The sequence below is a fragment of the Streptomyces sp. NBC_00873 genome (assembly GCF_045207415.1).
GTDB lineage: Bacteria > Actinomycetota > Actinomycetes > Streptomycetales > Streptomycetaceae > Streptomyces.
The window spans coordinates 1,535,364-1,551,585 of record NZ_CP108803.1 but is presented as its reverse complement, the minus strand read 5'-3'; the positions used below and the strand labels follow the sequence as shown (position 1 = coordinate 1,551,585).

Sequence of the window (16,222 nt, the reverse complement as noted above, 5' to 3'; positions counted from 1 at the left end):
CGGGGGGAACTTCACACCTGGGCCTGCCCCCTGCCCGGCGGCCGGCAGGAGTGGGACCGCCTGGTCCGCGAGCGCACCGGCAGCGCGCACGGGGATCATGGCTGAGTCCGAGCTTCCCGCACACGGGACCGCCCCGGCCGAATGTGCGGCCGGGGCGGAACGGGCACCGCAGTTTCGCGGTGCCCGGGGGCTGCCGTGGGCTAGCCCAGGGAGGCGATGGCCTCGTTGAACGTCGCCGACGGGCGCATGACGGCCGACGCCTTGGCGGCGTTCGGACGGTAGTAGCCACCGATGTCGACCGGCGAGCCCTGCACCGCGATGAGCTCGTCGACGATCGTCTGCTCCTGCTCGGTCAGCGTCTTGGCGAGACCCGCGAACGCCTCCGCGAGCTGCGCGTCTTCGGTCTGCTTCGCCAGCTCCTGGGCCCAGTACATGGCCAGGTAGAAGTGGCTGCCGCGGTTGTCGATGCCGCCCAGCTTGCGGCTCGGCGACTTGTCCTCGTTGAGGAAGGTGCCGGTGGCGCGGTCGAGGGTGTCGGCGAGCACCTGGGCACGCGCGTTGCCCGTCGTCTGCGCCAGGTGCTCGAAGCTGACCGCGAGCGCGAGGAACTCACCCAGGCTGTCCCAGCGCAGGTAGTTCTCCTTGACCAGCTGCTGGACGTGCTTGGGAGCGGAGCCACCGGCGCCGGTCTCGAACAGGCCGCCGCCGTTCATCAGCGGGACGACCGAGAGCATCTTGGCGCTCGTGCCGAGCTCCAGGATCGGGAACAGGTCGGTCAGGTAGTCACGCAGCACGTTGCCGGTGACCGAGATGGTGTCCTCGCCCCGGCGGATGCGCTCCAGCGAGAACGCGGTCGCCTCGACCGGCGACAGGATCTCGATCTGCAGCCCCTCGGTGTCGTGGTCGGCGAGGTACGTCCTGACCTTGGCGATGAGCGTCGCGTCGTGCGCGCGGCCCTCGTCCAGCCAGAACACGGCCGGGTTGCCGGTCGCGCGGGCGCGGGTGACGGCGAGCTTGACCCAGTCCTGGATCGGCAGGTCCTTGGTCTGGCACATGCGGAAGATGTCGCCGGCGGCGACCGCCTGCTCCAGCACCACGTTGCCGGAACCGTCGACGACGCGGACCGTGCCCGGGGCGGCGATCTCGAAGGTCTTGTCGTGGCTGCCGTACTCCTCGGCCTTCTGCGCCATCAGACCGACGTTCGGCACCGAGCCCATCGTCGACGGGTCGAACGCGCCGTGCGCCCGGCAGTCGTCGATGACGGCCTGGTAGACGCCCGAATAGCTGCTGTCCGGCAGGACGGCCAGGGTGTCGGCCTCCTTGCCGTCCGGGCCCCACATGTGGCCAGAGGTGCGGATCATGGCCGGCATGGACGCGTCGACGATGACATCGCTCGGCACGTGCAGGTTGGTGATGCCGCGGTCGGAGTCGACCATCGCCAGGGCGGGACCCTCGGCGAGCTCGGCCTCGAAGGACGCCTTGATCTCGGCGCCCAGGTGCGGCACGCCGTCCAGGCCGTTCAGGATCGTGCCGAGGCCGTCGTTCGGCGACAGACCGGCGGCGGTCAGCGCCTGGCCGTACTTCGCGAACGTCTTCGGGAAGAAGGCACGCACCACGTGGCCGAAGACGATCGGGTCGGAGACCTTCATCATCGTGGCCTTCAGGTGCACGGAGAAGAGCACACCCTCGGCCTTGGCGCGGGCGATCTGCGCCTCGAGGAACTTGTGCAGGGCCGCCGCCCGCATCACGGACGCGTCGACGACCTCGCCCGCGAGCACGGGTACCGACTCGCGCAGGACGGTGGTGGTGCCGTCGTCACCGGCGAGCTCGATCCGCAGGGAGCCGGGCTCGGCAATGACGGCGGACTTCTCGGTGGAGCGGAAGTCGTCGGCGTTCATCGTCGCGACGTTCGTCTTCGAGTCGGCCGTCCAGGCGCCCATGCGGTGCGGGTGCGTCTTGGCGTAGTTCTTCACCGACGCGGGGGCACGGCGGTCGGAGTTGCCCTCGCGCAGGACCGGGTTGACCGCGCTGCCCTTGATCTTGTCGTAGCGCGCGCGGACGTCCTTCTCCTCGTCCGTCTGCGGGTCGTCCGGGTAGTCCGGCAGCGCGTAGCCCAGCTGCTGCAGCTCGGCGATGGCCGCCTTCATCTGCGGGATCGACGCCGAGACGTTCGGCAGCTTGATGATGTTGGCGCTGGGCGTCTTGGCCAGCTCGCCGAGCTCGGCGAGAGCGTCATCGATGCGCTGGTTCTCGTCGAGGTGCTCCGGGAAGCTGGCAATGATCCGCCCCGCCAGGGAGATGTCGCGGTTCTCCACGGTGACCCCGGCCGTCGAGGCGTACGCCTCGATCACAGGCAAGAACGAATACGTCGCCAGGGCCGGGGCCTCGTCGGTGTGCGTATAGATGATGGTCGAGTCAGTCACCGGGTGCTCCGCTCCACGTCTGCAACATTGCTTGATATCAAGATATCCCGTGACCGCCGCCTGTTCGACAGGGCCCTGCTGACCGGGCGGCGGTCCGTGAAGATCATCTGTGGGCGGATCCGGGCAGTGGCCCCGACGGTCGGAGCGGGCACGGGTGGGACGAGCGCCCGCCCGCGTCGTGTCAGTCGTCGATCGCCGCCCCGTACAGCGCGTCCAGGGACGGACCGCCGAAAGCGCGCGCCCCGTAGTTCCACGAACCGGAGGTCGTCACGCCGCCGGTGCCCGCGGAGAAGACCCAGACGTAGCCGTCGTTCGTGTTCTCACCGGGCGCCGAGACGAGCAGGCCGAAGCGTCCGTCGTCGTTGGGGTCGGTGAAGGAGACCTGGCCGCCGAACTTGTCGCCCTTCTCCACTGTGCCGGGGACCTTCGCGGTTCCCTGTGTCACCGACAGCGCGCCGGTGGCGGTCAGCCCCCGGGCCGAGCCGCGCAGCACCGTGAAGGCGCCCGCGTCCGCGACGCTGCCGACGTCCTCGCCGGAGATGCCGATCGCCAGGTCCGCGAATCCGTCCTTGTTCGTGTCGCCGATGGAGAGGTCGGTGCCGAAGCCGTCGCCCCGCTCGTTCGCTCCCGGTACGCCGGGAGAGTTCTGGGTCCACCAGACGGGCGGGGTGCCAGGGCCCTTCTGGCCCGCGGGGCCGGCCGCGCTGCCGTAGTAGACGCCGACCAGACCGCCGGTCATGCTCTCGCCGCCGTCGTCCGGGCTGTGCGGCTCACCGGTGGCCAGGTCGTCGTATCCGTCGCCGTTGATGTCGCCTGAGGCGACGACCGGGCCACCGCGTACCGCGGTGACCGGCAGCGGCTCGTCGTCGGAGGCGGTGCCGGGGAGGATGTACGACCAGCCGTGCCCCGGCTCGGCGCCGACGCTGGTGCCGGAGACGACCAGGTCGGCGTAGCCGTTGTTGTCGTAGTCGCCGGTCGTCATCGACGCGGGCCGGATGCCGGGCGCCTCGGCTGCGGCGGACCCGTTGCGCGCCTTCTTCGACGGCGCGGAGAGCGTCGTACGCGACTTCTGTACGGGCTGCCGCGTCTGCGGGCCGACACTCTTCGGGCTGGGCTCGGTGGCCGGCTCGAACTGATACATGGTCAGTCCGACCGAGTCCATGACTGCCAGCAGATCGCCCGGGGTGGTGTCGGAGAACCGGGCCGCGGCGAGCGACGCGCCGAACTTTCCGCCCGCGGTGGGCACTTCGGCCTGCAGCCAGTTGCTCACCGACCCGCTGAGCCCCTTCGGCGTGCCCCACAGGACGACGACGCCGCCCGCGTTGGAGACGGTGCCGATGTCCTCGCCGGGGATGCCGATGACCGCGTCGTCGTAGCCGTCGCCGTCCAGGTCGCCGGTGGCCAGAGTCTTGCCGAAGCCGTCGCCGGCCTCGGCGGCGCCGGGCACACCCGAGGTGTTCTGGCTGAAGGCCCTGACGTTCGAGGTGCCCATGCCCTTGGGTCCGCCGTACTGCACGGTGACCATGCCCGCGCCCTTGTGCCCGCCGACGGCCGCACCGGGAGCGCCGACGAGCACGTCGTCGTAGCCGTCGCCGTTGAAGTCGGTGTTGCGGTCGTTCGCGTGGGTGCCGCCGGGAGTCCCGGCGTACGCGGACGGGGCGGCGGCGATGGCCGCCCCTGTCACGAGGAGAAACGATGCCGCGGCAACGGCGGCCGAGCGGTGCTTGCGCATGAGCGGCTCCTTGGTTCGCGAAGGGCCGGGCTTGCTCGGGGGCGCGGGGGGTATCCGGAAAGGGCCCGTTCCTTGTCCGGTGCCGTGTTTGACAGCGCATGGGGCACAAGGGTTGTACGCAGAATGTGCCCGGATTTCCGAAGATGATCCCGACGCCGCGGTTGCCGTCCTTGAGACGCCCCCTATGCCTCCGGGGTGCCGGGCGGCACAGCAGGGCGGCCGGGGAGGGGCGGGCGCCGAATCGGGTGGTGAAGGCGATGCCGGCCGCGTACTCGGTGGGCAGGCACTGACCCTTGGTAGTGGGCGCCGCCGGTTGCACCGACCGGGCGACTTCACATCCTGTCGCCCCGACTCTGCTTTCGGCAGGTCGGAGGCCGGTCTCTCATCCGTGGGAGGGGGGCCTTCCGTGCGTCCGGGGCCGCTGCAGCCGGGCCGCGAGCTCCACCGGCAGGACGTCCCGGTTTGCCGGAGTGAGCTGGACGACCTCGATGTCGGCGCGCCGCTTGAGGGCGTCGGTGAACGGATCGCGGTGCGTGTGGACCGTGGCGACGACGTCGACCTCTGCGACGAACAGCGCGTCGACCGCGTGCCGGAACGCCGTGCACGCCAGTTCCATCCGCCCCAGCTCGTCGATGAGCACCAGCCGCCCGGTAGCCTCCTCGGTTGCTGCCGGCCGAAGCGACGGCAGCGCCAGTCGTTCCATGACGCCCAGGTCGACGCCGTATTTCCCTACCCGTGGCGGACCGGGCAGGTCGACATGGGCGAGTACCTCCCGCCGGCCTGCCAGAGTCTCCAGGGCGAATCCGACGCGGGCGCCGGATTGCCGGATCTCCTCGGTGGTGAAGCCGGTGGCCGCGTGGGTGGGCAGCAGCGCGGCCAGCCGACGGAGGGCGGTCGTCTTGCCCGCACCAGGGCGGCTCTCGAGCAGGATCCTTGTCGGCACACTGCCATCTTCACCCCCGCTTCCAGCGGCGGCCCGGGTGGGCTCGGCCGAACGGGGGGTTTTGGGGTGCGGACCGGTGCCGGTGCCGCCGTTGCGGGTATGGCGGCGCGCATGAGCGGAATTGAACTGAGCAGCACCGCGTTCGACGACAAAACGGTGATCCCCCGTCGGTACAGCGGGGAGGGTGAGAACATCTCACCGCCCCTGACCTGGTCGGGGGTGCCCCACGAGGCCACGGAGCTGGTGCTCCTGTGCGAGGACCCGGACGCGCCGGGGACGACCTTCCTGCACTGGCTGGTGACCGGCATCGATCCGGGGACCACCGGGGCGGCGGAGGGCCAGAAGCCCCTGGGGGGCCTGCCGTGGCCCAACGGCTTCGGCCGCGTGGGCTGGGGAGGGCCGATGCCTCCACCGGGGCACGGGCCGCACCGCTACTTCTTCCGCCTGTACGCCCTGTCCGAGCGGCTGCCGCTGCACGACCACCCGGGCGCCGAGGACGTGCACCGCGCCCTGAAGGGCAGGGAGCTGGCCTCCGGCACCCTGGTCGGGACCTATCAGCGCTGAGCGCGGCACCGCTGGTCGTAGCCATGGGCGCCGTACAGCCGGACGAACCGGGCCGCGGTGACCGTCCTGCGTTGCACCAGGCCGCGGGCCCGCCGCTCGTACAGCTCGACGCGCTCCTGCCCGCCCTGCCCGATCGGCTGGACGAGCCGGCCACCGGTGCGGAGCTGATCCACGAGCGGCTCAGGCACTCGCGGGAAGGCCGCGCAGACGATGACGGCGTCGTACGGGGCACGGGCCGGCATCCCGAGGGTCCCGTCGCCGAGTACGACCTCGGCATTGCCGACGCCCTGCCCGGCCAGCCGCAGGCGGGCCTCGTCGACCAGGTCGGGCCAGCGCTCGACGCTGACGACGTACGCGGCCAAGCGGGCCAGCAGCGCGGTCTGCCAGCCGTATCCGGTCCCGACCTCCAGGACCTGTTCGTCTCCGGTGAGGCCGAGAGCGGAGACCATCATGGCGATCAGCGAGGGCTGGGTGGTCACCTGCCCGTGGGGGAGCGGAACGGGCGTGTCCCGGTACGCGCATGCCACCTCGTCCGCGGGGACGAATTCCGCCCGGGGGATGCTCCGTACGGCCGTCAGGAGACGGTCGTCGGTCACACCCACGGCGCGGGCCGCGCGGACCAGGTACTCGGGGGTCCCTTCATGGGCCATCGGACCACGGGGCCGTGGCGGTGGCGTCGGCGGCCCCGATCGTGGTGCGTTCCAGTCTGACCACGATCCCCTTCGACGTCGGCGTGTTGCTGATCTCGGCCGTACTGCCTCCTGCTCCTGTCCATGTGCCCCATCCGCCGCTCGTCCGCCGCGCTGCGCCCAAGCCCAGTGTCGGCACGTTCCGCGCGCGGCGCGATCCGGGGCGGTCGGGCGCAAGGGGCGACCCGTGATCCGGGAGGCGCAGCGCGCCGGCGTCAGGACGGGGTCCCCTGATCGGTGTACCGCAGCAGGGCGCCCACGCCCTCGTGCAGCCTCAGCTTGCTCTCCGGTACGACGACCAGCTCGGCACCGGTGCCGACGAGGGCCCGGACGAGGGCCTCGTCGGCGCGTTCCTCGCGCGGGGCCCGCACGCCGAAGGACATCAGCTCCGCCTCGGTCAGGGCGAGCTGAGTGGGCTGGGAGCCCGCCCAGAGCCGCAGCGAAGACCCTGGCGGCCGGTTCAGCAGCAGTGCCGCGACCTGGCCGCGCTGGAGGGCGGCGACGGTGGCGGCCAGCCCCTCCGCCATGGGTCCGTCCAGGGCACGCCGGCCGATGAAGATGTCCACGAGTTCCCGGTCGTGCGCGGCCATGCGGCCGCGGAAGACGCCGTCGAGCTGCGGCTCCAACAGGGCGCGTCCGGTGTCGGTGGGGGTCCGGCCGCCCACGCGTACGACCTTGTCCCGCAGGGTGTGCGGGAGGCGGCGGATCAGTACGTTGCACGCCCACTCGTCCCCGCCCACGACGACGGCGTCGGCATGGGCGCGCCGCGCCCGTTCGTCCAGCCGGTGGCCGAGCCGGAGGGAGGTGTGGTGCCAGGTCGCCACCGCGACCCTGCGGTGCAGCCGCTCACCCGGGGTGACGGTGGACGCGGGCCAGGTGCCGGTCTCCGCCTCCAGAGTTACCCAGCCGTGGGTCTCGGCGGTCGGAAGGCCGCCGTAGTGGACGACTACGGCCATGTAGGGGATCTCCGGAACGTGCTGGGTGACCAGGGGCATCGCGTCCGGCAGGGTGCTGTAGCGCGCGGAGTCGTGCTCGGGCGGCCTGGGCAGCTCCCCGTCCAGGACGAGCGTGCCGTGGGCGGCGAAGATGGCCTGACCGTGCACCCCCGGCACCTCTGTGTCGGCGCCGACCACCTCCTCCAGTACGTTCAGCAGCGCCCGGTCCGAGCCCTGACGGGAGAGACTCTCGCGCAGCCGCCGCCAGCGCAGCGCGATCGCCCGCTCGGGATGCTCGACGTCTCGGGAGGTGTCCAGGTACACGGAGGCGAACGGGCCCGGCTCCGCGTAGAGGGGATCAAGGAACGACAACCTCATCGCCACTCCTCGTCGATGTTCTCCCCTCCTTTGATGATGCGCGCCCCGGGGGGCGATGGAGCTCGACAAGCGCAAAGCGGTGCGGAATGCGGGGCGGTCAGGCGCCGGCCGGCAGCAGCCCTTCGATCTCGCCGAGCCAGCCTTCCCTCTCAGCCTCGGTGATCCGGTCGTGGAGGTTGTCGCGCATCTCTGCCAGTCGGCCCCGTTGGGCAGGATCCGGCAGTCCGCCCTTGCAGGCCAGCAGAGTTGCGATGCGTGTCGCGGCGATCCGGGCATCCTTGCGCGAGCTCACCGGCCCGGCCTCGGTCGCGCCGGGCCGCCAGCCGGTGAGACGCCGGGCCGTCACGGTGGTCTTGGTTCGGCGCAACGTCTCCGCCTGCGCCCTGCCGCGCCCCTCGGCCACGGCTTCGGCCAGGTTGGCGAACACAGCCGTCAGCCAGAGCCATGCGGTGATCACCCACGCGAAGACGCTCGGTGACCGGATCGCCGACAGCGTGGTGAGCAACGCCCCGGCGTTCAGTTCCCGTGTCACTTGTGCGGGACGGAGCCCGTAGCTCAGGGGGTCGTATCCGCGGTACGGCGCGGCCTCGATGAGCGCGTCGAGCTATGCGATCTCGTCTTCGAGGGTCATCACCTCTTGGCGAGGTGGGCCACCCTGCGGTGGCGTCGGGGCTCACCTGCGCCTTCAAGTTGGCATCTGGCCATCACAGCACCGCCCGGCCGTATTAACCAGGGGTTTCTTTCAAGCACGAACCATCCGGCACATGAAGGTCCCGTCTGCCGTCGCCGCAGTACTCACCCCTGCGCTCGCATTCACCTCCCTGGCCGCCACCGCTTCCGCGGCCTCCGCGGACTCCGCCCCCGCCTCGACATCCGCCGCGCAGCACATCCCGTTCACCGACGCCACGGTCACGGCCGACGACGACGGCTCGTACAGGATCGTCTGGAAGGCACCCGGTGCGCACGAGGTCGCCATCCACGCGAACGGCCGCGTGGTCGCCCGCGGCGGGGCAGAGGGCAAGGCCACGGTGCGCGGGCTGCCCGCGGCCGACCGGCAGTGGTTCAACCTGGTGCCGGACCGCGGTGCGCCGCTGCGCATCGCCGACCGGCTGGTCAAGCTGGAGGGGACCGTCAACTTCCGGGACGCGGGCGGCTACCGCACCCGCGACGGCCAGTGGGTCAAGATGGGCGAGATCTACCGGTCCGACGCTCTGGACAAACTCACCGACGCCGACCTCGCGAAGCTGCACCGCCTGGGCATCGGTACCGACTACGACCTCCGCATGAAGTCCGAGCGCGCCCCCGCGCCTGACCGCGTGCCCGCCGGAGCCACCTACGTCGTCGCCGATGTGCTCGCCGGCTCGGCCACCTTCACCACCATGCCGACTTCCGAGGATGCGGCGGTGCGGATGATGGTGGACGGCGAGAAGTTCATGGTGAGCGGCGACAGCGCGCGGGCTGCGTACGGCCAGGTCTTCGCCGGGATCGCGAACGACGACGCGCGCGCCGTGGTCTTCCACTGCACGGCGGGCAAGGACCGTACCGGCTGGTCGAACGCCGCCCTGCTGACGGCGCTCGGCGTGCCGCGCACAACGGTGATGGCGGACTACCTGGCCAGCAACGACTATCGCGCCGCGGCCAATCAGGCCGCTCTCGACCACATGACCTCGGAGCAGGCCAAGATCTACAAGCCGCTCCTCGACGTCCGCCCCGAATATCTCAACTCCGGCTTCGACGAGGTCCAGGAGAAGTACGGCTCCTTCAACTCCTACCTGAAACAGGGACTGGGCATCGACGCGGGCGACCTGCGCGAGCTGAAGCAGGACCTGCTGGTCGGCTGACGCCCGCTGTTTCAGGCTCTGACACACGCAATTGAGAAAGGCCGAACCACCCATGCAACGACGTAACTTCGCCGCCGCTCTGACAGCCGCCATCGCCGCACCCGCGCTGGTCGGCGCCACCCCCAGCCAGGCCCAGGAGCGCACCGCCGCCTCCGGCGATGACACCGCGCTGCTGCACAGCATGCTCGCATCCCTGTCCAAGGAGCTCGACGACAAGGACACGGCCCGCGCCGTCGTCCCGCACCTCTACGACGTCGGCTTCGACTGGCACCCTGAGACGATTCCCTTGGCGGACATCGACTTCATCGTGGCGTACGGCTTCGGGAACCGGGCGCCGGCCGGGGGCGGCGACCCGACGAAGGTGCTCTACGAGCCGGGCCCGGTCAATGAGGAGCTGGCCGATACCGTGGCGAGGATCCGGGCGGTGCGCAACATCCCGGTGTACGCGCAGTGGGAGATCGCGCGGTTCCTGGAGTCCAAGTACCACATGACACATGTGACGTCGATCGAGCCGGTGATCGCGGCGGACGGCACGATCACTTATCTGAGCACCGACGGAGTCGCCGCCCAGGTCCTGGCAGACCGCAAGCAGTTGCCCGGCGGCATCGGCACCGCAGGTGTGGTCGGCTTCCGCGATCACATCAAACGCTGTGTACAGACCACGCGGGACCGGGGCATGAAGGCGTACGCTCCGCGCGGCTTCGACATGCCGCACACGTACGACGCCAAGTCCGGTCAGGCCTGGACGCGGCGGCGGGATCTCTACCTGGTCCACGACATGTTCGCCCAGTGGGGGGTGCTGCGGCAGAAGCTGATCGCTCAGGCCTACCCCAACGGCTGACGGTGCCCTCCGGCAGGTCCACCGCGCGACGCACGAAGTCGACGACTGTCTCCGGGATCTCGTCCAGCTTCGGGAAGCACCCCATGCGCTGGTACGACTTCAGCGCCAGCAGCAGGGCCAGCAGGCGCTCGTCTCCATCGGTCGGAGCAGAAGCCCACTCGACCTCGTCACGGCGCGAAGAACAGATGCAGCTCATGCGCGGTGATCAGCCGTTTGAACCGCGGATACGCGGTCCTCTCGATCGAGGTCACAACCGACCCCAGTGGTAACGCCGCGCTCCTGAACCGAGGCGAGCACCTTCACCGCCGGCGGCGCTGCCGCGGGGCCCACCCGGCGCTTTCCGTGAGGGCCGGGGTCACGCCCGCCGAAGGAGGGGAACGGGGTGACGCCAAAGTCGCAGAGGTGACTATGTGTATGTGATCGGCTACTTTGTGGTCGTGATTCCGGGGATGTGCAGCAGGGCGGTGAGGCGCCAGGTGCGGGCAGCGTTGTTGTTCGCCCTGCTCCTGCTGGTCGGCTGTCATCTGGTGGGCGCTCTGCACGGGCCGGGGTTCGCCACCCTGTCCGCGCACGCGGCCGTCGACGGCTGCTCGCACGCCGCGGCGGAGCACCGCGCGGACCGAGCGCCCGACCACGGTGACGGCCACACGGACGTGGTCGACCATGCCGTGGACCGGCTTCGTAACCCGGCGGACCGCGCCGTCACCGATCCCGGCGACACGGCGCCTCTCGCATACACGCCCCGCGCGGTGTCCGGCCCGTCCGATCGCGAGGGCCCGGAACCCTTGAGGGGCGATACCGGCGGCAGCCAGGCGACTCTGACCCGGCTCTGCGTCCTGCGGCGGTAGGCCGCGCCCGCACGCCTTCTCTTTCCGTGCCCGTGTCCGCGCAGGCACGGTGGGGAGCAGAGGCGTGCTCGCGTGCCCGTGACCCGTCTGCCTCGCACACCCTGCTTGCTCCGGTGTGCACCAAGGAGCGTTGCCGACCATGCACGTCCCCCTGCTCGAAAACTTCTGCGCGAACTCACTCGCCCCCGCGCCGCCGGTCGCCCGCGGCGCCCACCAGTTGGTGGGCAACACCCCGGTCCTGTGGGTGGGTGAGCCTTTCGCGCCTGCCGGACGGGGCTTCTTCGCCAAACTGGAGGGAGCCAACCCCGGAGGCATCAAGGACCGGCCCGGCCTGCACATGGTCCGGGAAGCCCGTCGCCGTGGCGCTCTGCGGCCCGGAGCCCCGATCATCGAGTCCTCCAGCGGCACCCTCGCGCTCGGCCTGACCCTGGCCGGTCTGACCCACAACCATCCGGTCACCGTTGTCACCGACCCCGGCATGGAACCGGCGATGCTGCGCCTTCTCACCACGCTGGGCGCCGAGGTGCAGCAGGTGGCCGCCCCGCATCCGGCCGGCGGCTGGCAGCAGGCCCGCCGCGAACAGGTCGCCGAGCTGCTGGACGCGAACCCGGGAGCGTGGTGCCCGGACCAGTACCACAATCCCGACAACGTCGCCGCGTACGCGCCCCTGGCCGCCGAACTCATCGCCCAGCTCGGCCGCATCGACGTACTCGTCGCCTCGGTCGGCACGGGCGGCCACTCAGCAGGGATCAGCACCGTGCTTCGGGAGAACTTCCCCGATCTGGCGCTGATCGGGGTCGACGCGACCGGCTCGACGATCTTCGGCCAGCCCGCCGCCGCGCGCCTGATGCGCGGCCTGGGCTCCAGCATCCACCCGGGCAACGTCGACTACCGCGCTTTCACCGAAGTCCACTGGGTCGCCCCCGCCGAAGCCGTCTGGGCCTGCCGCCAACTCGCCCGCCACCACTACGCCTCGGGCGGCTGGAGCGTCGGCGCGGTCGCCCGGGTCGCAGGATGGGCGGCCCGCACCCGTCCCTCCGGCACCCGCATCGCTGCGATCTTCCCCGACGGCCCCCACCGCTACCTGGAAACCATCTACAACGACGCCTGGTGCCAGGAGCACCAGCTGCTCGGCCACCTTCCGCCCGAGGACCCCGACACCATCGACGACCCGGCCGAACACACCGTGCGGCACTGGACGCGCTGCGGCCGCGTGACCGACCCGCTGGATCGCACCGCCCCCGCAGGCGTTCGCACCGTGGTGGGTGTCCGGTGAAGCAACTGTGCGTGCGCGTGCGCTCCTTCGACCCCGGTCTCCAGCTGCTGATGTTCAATCAGTTCGGTATCAATCTCGGCTTCTACATGCTGATGCCCTACCTCGCCGACCACCTCGCCCACGGCCTGGGCCTGGCAGCCTGGGCGGTCGGCCTGGTGCTCGGCGTGCGCAACCTCTCCCAGCAGGGGATGTTCTGGCTCGGCGGCACCCTCGCCGACCGGATCGGCTACAAAGCCCTCATCCTGACCGGCTGCGGCCTGCGCACCGGCGCATTCGCCCTGCTGGCCCTCGCCGACACCCTCCCGGCGCTGGTCATCGCGTCCGCCGCCACCGGGCTCGCCGGGGCCCTGTTCAACCCTGCCGTCCGCGCCTACCTCGCCGACGGAGCGGGCGAGCGCCGAGTGGAGGCATTCGCCGCCTTCAACGTCTTCTACCAGGCCGGCATCCTGCTCGGCCCCCTTGTGGGCCTTGCCCTGCTCGCCTGGGACTTCCGCCTCGTGTGTACGGTCGCGGCCGCAGTCTTCGCGCTGCTCGCCGTCGTGCAGGCCCGTGCCCTGCCCCCGTGCGGCCCGGCCGCCGACGCCGAGCGCGCGGGCGGGCTGCGCGGTATCGCCGCGGACTGGCGGACCATCGCCACCAACCGGCCCTTCGTCCTGTTCTCCGCCGCGATGGCCGGCTCGTACCTCCTGGCTTTCCAGACCTACCTAGCCCTGCCCCTGCAGGCCCGCACCCTTCTCGGTGAGGACAGCGGCACCGCCATGGGCGTGATTTTCGCGGTCTCCGCCCTGACCGCTGTCGCCGGACAACTGCGACTTACCGCCTGGGCCGGAAAACGCCTCGATGGCCCCCAAGCCATCGCGATCGGCCTCGTCCTGATGGGCGCAGCCTTCCTGCCTCTGCTGCCCGGCCCCTACCATCGGGCCGACGGGCTGTCGGCCGGGGGAGGGATGACCGGCCTCGTGCTCTGCGCGGGCCTGCTGGCCGTCGGCTCGGCGCTGCTGTACCCGTTCGAGATGGACACCCTGGTCCGGCTGTCCGGCGAGCGGCTGGTCGCCACGTACTACGGCGCGTACAGCACCGTCTCCGGAATCGCGGTGGCCGCAGGGAATCTGGGCGTGGGAGCCCTGTTCGACCTCGCCGCCCGCCTGGGCACACCATGGCTGCCCTGGGCGGCGCTGGCCGCCGTGGGCGGCGGTTGCGCGGCGGCCCTGACCGCACTGCGCCGCACGGGCCATCTCGACCCTGCCGCCGGTGTCCCGGCGCCGGCGGTGGCCTGAGCCCCTGGCCGGGCGTGCGCCTCACGCGTGGGGCGCACGCCCGGTCAACCGATGATCGGCCAGCTCCAGGGCTTCGGCCACCACACGTCGCAGATGCCCGTCCGGCAGCGTGTAGATCACCCGGCGGCCCTCCTTGCGGGTCGTCACCAGCCCGGAGATGCGCAATCGGGCGAGATGCTGGCTGACCGCCGGCCGGGCCGCTCCTACGGCCTCCGCCAGCGAGGTGACGTCCGCCTCATTCGCTGCCAGGGCATGCAGCAGCGCCAGACGGGTGCGGTCCGCCAGAAGACCCAGGACCTCGGCCGCGACCAGGAAATGCTCAGTGCCCACGTCTCGCGGCTGCGAACCCTGCGCAGATGATAGATGCATGCGTGCATTCATACGCACATAATAGGCGGGTGGGATCTCCGCCCACACCGCCGCCTGACGAAAGCGAGCGCGCCGTGAGCCAGCAGCACCACCATGGTCACGCCGAACCGGGTGCCGGGCACGGGCATGACCACGGTCACGAGGACGCGCACGACCACGGGTACCCGCAGAGCCGCGAGCGCGACGGCTCGCGCTGGTCGCGGGTGCGGCACCAGGTCTCCCATGTGGTCACGCCGCACAGTCACGAGGCCATGGACAAGGTCGACTCGGCGATGGAGACCTCCAGGGAGGGGATGCGCACCCTGTGGCTGTCCCTGGGCATCCTGGGGGCGACCACGGTGATCCAGGCGGTCGTCGTCGTGCTGTCGGGGTCGGTCGCGCTGCTGGGCGACACCCTCCACAACGCCGCCGACGCATTGACCGCCATCCCTCTGGGCATCGCGTTCGTCCTGGGCCGCCGTGCGGCGAACCGCCGCTACACCTACGGTTACGGACGCGCCGAGGACCTGGCCGGCGTCGCCATCGTGCTCACCATCGCCGCATCCTCCGCCCTGGCTGCGTACGAGGCGGTCGACCGGCTCCTCGGGCCCCGCGACATCACCCACCTGTGGGCGGTCGCCGCCGCCGCGGTGGTCGGCTTCATCGGCAACGAATGGGTGGCCCGCTACCGCATCCGCACCGGCCGCAGGATCGGCTCCGCCGCCCTCGTCGCCGACGGACTGCACGCCCGCACCGACGGCTTCACCTCGCTCGCCGTCCTCCTCGGCGCCGGCGGCGCGGCACTCGGATGGCGGGCCGCCGACCCGATCGTCGGGCTGGTCATCACCGTCGCGATCCTCATGGTGCTGAGGGAAGCCGCCCGCGAGGTCTACCGGCGGTTGATGGATTCCGTCGACCCCGCCCTGGTCGACACCGCCGAAACCGCTTTGCGCGCCGTGGACGGCGTCCGAGACATCGGGCAGGTCCGCATGCGGTGGATCGGCCATGCGTTGCGCGCCGAGGCCGACATCGTCGTCGACCCGCAGCTCACCGTGGTCCAGGCCCACGCCCTGGCCGTCGCGGCCGAGCACGCCCTCATCCACGCCGTCCCCCGACTGGTCGGCGCCACCGTGCACACCGACCACACCGCCGCCCACGGCGACCCCCACGCCGCCCTTGCCCACCACTTCACCACCTGACCTCGGCACGTCCTGAGCCGCACCGTCACCGTCCCCGGGACGACCACGAAGACCCCGCTGCCCGCAGGGGCCGGCAGCGCGGAGGCCGACGGGTACACCGTCACCGTCAAGGGCGAGCCGATGGCCGGCATGGCCCACCCGCTGACCGTCACCGAGTCCAAGGACGGCGAGCCGGTCACCGATCTGCAGCCCTACCTGGACACCTACGCCCACCTGACCGCCTTCCAGGTGGGCGACGCCGCATTCGCCCACCTTCACCCGACCACCAAGGCGAACGGTGACCACGGTGGCCCCGACCTGGCTTTCCACGCCGAACTGCCCACCCCGTTCGTCACGCCGAGCCCGCAGCGCGCCGCCCCTTGTAATTGATCTTCATGGTGTCCATGTCCGTGGCGGTGGAGCGCAGTTCGCGGAAGCCGTAGCCGTACTCCTTCAGTGCCGTGTCCGCCCGGTCCTCGGCGATCGCCGACGCCATCTCCTCGCCGTCCTCGGCGTCCGACACGACCACGTACCGGAAGCTGAAGTGCTTGAGTACCGCGTCGTAGGTGAGTGAACCCTCCTCGGTGAACTGCATCGCCGCCAGGCCGTGCTGCTCGACCTCGGCCAGCAGTCGGGCGCGCGCGCCGTCCGTGAGGCCGTCAAAGGTGCCGCGCACGATCACTCGGTAGGTGTGCTGGGTACTCATCGTGTCCTGCCGCCTTCATCGCATGAGTCGTTGAGGATCAAGGCTACGGCGGCGAGGATGAGCGGCACGCGGAATATTGTCGTCGTCGACGCCCTGTCCAACCTCGGGCTGCGGCCGCCGGCTCCCGGCGCCGTCCCCGGCTGCTGCAGGCCGGCCGGCCCCGATCTCGACCCCGACGGGACCGCCGGAGCACTGCTCGCCGACCTGCTGGTGGCGGCTTTTGCCGAAGTCTGACGGCTGCGC

Annotated in this window: 16 protein-coding genes and 1 pseudogene; 9 read left to right on the top strand and 8 right to left on the bottom strand. The window is 71.0% G+C overall.

Going from position 1 to position 16,222, the window contains the following annotated elements:
* Nucleotides 1-200 precede the first annotated feature (200 nt).
* From OH809_RS07255 to OH809_RS07245, 3 genes are all read right to left on the bottom strand, one after another.
* Entirely contained in the window at nt 201-2,423 is a 2,223-nt protein-coding gene (locus tag OH809_RS07255; protein ID WP_406423165.1) for an NADP-dependent isocitrate dehydrogenase, read from the bottom strand.
* A gap of 181 nt (nt 2,424-2,604) precedes the next feature.
* On the bottom strand, nt 2,605-4,155 hold the full coding sequence (locus tag OH809_RS07250) for an esterase (RefSeq protein WP_406423166.1): 1,551 nt from the start codon (nt 4,153-4,155) through the stop codon (nt 2,605-2,607).
* 382 nt (nt 4,156-4,537) lie between these two features.
* Nucleotides 4,538-5,098, bottom strand: coding sequence for a nucleoside-triphosphatase (locus tag OH809_RS07245; RefSeq protein ID WP_406423167.1), 561 nt, complete (start codon nt 5,096-5,098; stop codon nt 4,538-4,540).
* Nucleotides 5,099-5,209: 111 nt separating this feature from the next.
* Between OH809_RS07245 and OH809_RS07240 the strand changes: the two genes are divergently transcribed.
* Nucleotides 5,210-5,662 carry a YbhB/YbcL family Raf kinase inhibitor-like protein gene (locus OH809_RS07240; RefSeq protein ID WP_406423168.1) on the top strand — a complete coding sequence of 151 codons (453 nt, stop codon included), beginning with the start codon at nt 5,210-5,212 and terminating at the stop codon, nt 5,660-5,662.
* Here OH809_RS07240 and OH809_RS07235 read toward each other — a convergent pair.
* The 3 genes and pseudogenes from OH809_RS07235 to OH809_RS07225 all read right to left on the bottom strand — a co-directional run.
* Nucleotides 5,653-6,312 (bottom strand): protein-L-isoaspartate(D-aspartate) O-methyltransferase, encoded by a 660-nt coding sequence (locus OH809_RS07235; protein ID WP_406423169.1) that lies wholly within the window; start codon nt 6,310-6,312, stop codon nt 5,653-5,655. The genes OH809_RS07240 and OH809_RS07235 overlap by 10 nt on opposite strands.
* 254 nt (nt 6,313-6,566) lie before the next feature.
* Nucleotides 6,567-7,664 carry a hypothetical protein gene (locus tag OH809_RS07230; protein ID WP_406423170.1) on the bottom strand — a complete coding sequence of 366 codons (1,098 nt, stop codon included), beginning with the start codon at nt 7,662-7,664 and terminating at the stop codon, nt 6,567-6,569.
* A gap of 295 nt (nt 7,665-7,959) precedes the next feature.
* Nucleotides 7,960-8,233, bottom strand: a pseudogene (locus OH809_RS07225) (potassium-transporting ATPase subunit B); the annotation flags it as partial.
* A 195-nt stretch (nt 8,234-8,428) separates the two neighbouring features.
* Between OH809_RS07225 and OH809_RS07220 the strand changes: the two are divergent.
* The 5 genes from OH809_RS07220 (at nt 8,429) to OH809_RS07200 (ending at nt 13,747) form a co-directional block, all read left to right on the top strand.
* Nucleotides 8,429-9,505 (top strand): tyrosine-protein phosphatase, encoded by a 1,077-nt coding sequence (locus OH809_RS07220; RefSeq protein WP_406423171.1) that lies wholly within the window; start codon nt 8,429-8,431, stop codon nt 9,503-9,505.
* A gap of 52 nt (nt 9,506-9,557) precedes the next feature.
* On the top strand, nt 9,558-10,346 hold the full coding sequence (locus OH809_RS07215) for a hypothetical protein (RefSeq protein WP_406423172.1): 789 nt from the start codon (nt 9,558-9,560) through the stop codon (nt 10,344-10,346).
* Between the two features lie 416 nt (nt 10,347-10,762).
* Complete coding sequence (locus OH809_RS07210; RefSeq protein WP_406423173.1) at nt 10,763-11,194, top strand: hypothetical protein; 432 nt, start codon at nt 10,763-10,765, stop codon at nt 11,192-11,194.
* 139 nt (nt 11,195-11,333) lie between these two features.
* On the top strand, nt 11,334-12,470 hold the full coding sequence (locus tag OH809_RS07205) for a PLP-dependent cysteine synthase family protein (protein WP_406514926.1): 1,137 nt from the start codon (nt 11,334-11,336) through the stop codon (nt 12,468-12,470).
* Nucleotides 12,467-13,747, top strand: a complete 1,281-nt coding sequence (locus tag OH809_RS07200) for an MFS transporter (RefSeq protein ID WP_406423175.1) — start codon at nt 12,467-12,469, stop codon at nt 13,745-13,747. The genes OH809_RS07205 and OH809_RS07200 overlap by 4 nt, the downstream gene beginning before the upstream one ends.
* Nucleotides 13,748-13,768: 21 nt before the next feature.
* Here the strand turns inward: OH809_RS07200 and OH809_RS07195 are convergent, their stop codons facing one another.
* Nucleotides 13,769-14,128: an ArsR/SmtB family transcription factor gene (locus OH809_RS07195; protein ID WP_406423176.1), complete on the bottom strand. Its 360-nt coding sequence runs from the start codon at nt 14,126-14,128 to the stop codon at nt 13,769-13,771.
* A gap of 62 nt (nt 14,129-14,190) precedes the next feature.
* Here OH809_RS07195 and OH809_RS07190 point away from each other — a divergent pair, with 62 nt between their 5' ends.
* Complete coding sequence (locus tag OH809_RS07190) at nt 14,191-15,294, top strand: cation diffusion facilitator family transporter (RefSeq protein ID WP_406423177.1); 1,104 nt, start codon at nt 14,191-14,193, stop codon at nt 15,292-15,294.
* Between the two features lie 120 nt (nt 15,295-15,414).
* Entirely contained in the window at nt 15,415-15,663 is a 249-nt protein-coding gene (locus tag OH809_RS07185; RefSeq protein WP_406423178.1) for a hypothetical protein, read from the top strand.
* Here OH809_RS07185 and OH809_RS07180 read toward each other — a convergent pair.
* The gene (locus tag OH809_RS07180) at nt 15,626-15,979 is read right to left on the bottom strand and encodes a DUF6204 family protein (protein ID WP_406423179.1); all 354 of its coding nucleotides are present in this window, start codon (nt 15,977-15,979) and stop codon (nt 15,626-15,628) included. The genes OH809_RS07185 and OH809_RS07180 overlap by 38 nt on opposite strands.
* 57 nt (nt 15,980-16,036) lie before the next feature.
* Between OH809_RS07180 and OH809_RS07175 the strand changes: the two genes are divergently transcribed.
* Nucleotides 16,037-16,213 (top strand): hypothetical protein, encoded by a 177-nt coding sequence (locus tag OH809_RS07175; RefSeq protein ID WP_406423180.1) that lies wholly within the window; start codon nt 16,037-16,039, stop codon nt 16,211-16,213.
* The last annotated feature ends 9 nt before the right edge of the window (nt 16,214-16,222 follow it).

Excerpts from the sequence above, each read along its gene's own strand:
- OH809_RS07215 (WP_406423172.1), top strand. The coding sequence starts at position 9,558 with ATGCAACGACGTAACTTCGCCGCCGCTCTGACAGCCGCCATCGCCGCA.
- OH809_RS07250 (WP_406423166.1), bottom strand. The coding sequence starts at position 4,155 with ATGCGCAAGCACCGCTCGGCCGCCGTTGCCGCGGCATCGTTTCTCCTC.
- OH809_RS07195 (WP_406423176.1), bottom strand. The coding sequence starts at position 14,128 with ATGAATGCACGCATGCATCTATCATCTGCGCAGGGTTCGCAGCCGCGA.
- OH809_RS07205 (WP_406514926.1), top strand. The coding sequence starts at position 11,334 with ATGCACGTCCCCCTGCTCGAAAACTTCTGCGCGAACTCACTCGCCCCC.
- OH809_RS07220 (WP_406423171.1), top strand. The coding sequence starts at position 8,429 with ATGAAGGTCCCGTCTGCCGTCGCCGCAGTACTCACCCCTGCGCTCGCA.
- OH809_RS07240 (WP_406423168.1), top strand. The coding sequence starts at position 5,210 with ATGAGCGGAATTGAACTGAGCAGCACCGCGTTCGACGACAAAACGGTG.
- OH809_RS07230 (WP_406423170.1), bottom strand. The coding sequence starts at position 7,664 with ATGAGGTTGTCGTTCCTTGATCCCCTCTACGCGGAGCCGGGCCCGTTC.
- OH809_RS07235 (WP_406423169.1), bottom strand. The coding sequence starts at position 6,312 with ATGGCCCATGAAGGGACCCCCGAGTACCTGGTCCGCGCGGCCCGCGCC.
- OH809_RS07180 (WP_406423179.1), bottom strand. The coding sequence starts at position 15,979 with ATGAGTACCCAGCACACCTACCGAGTGATCGTGCGCGGCACCTTTGAC.
- OH809_RS07175 (WP_406423180.1), top strand. The coding sequence starts at position 16,037 with ATGAGCGGCACGCGGAATATTGTCGTCGTCGACGCCCTGTCCAACCTC.
- OH809_RS07185 (WP_406423178.1), top strand. The coding sequence starts at position 15,415 with ATGGCCGGCATGGCCCACCCGCTGACCGTCACCGAGTCCAAGGACGGC.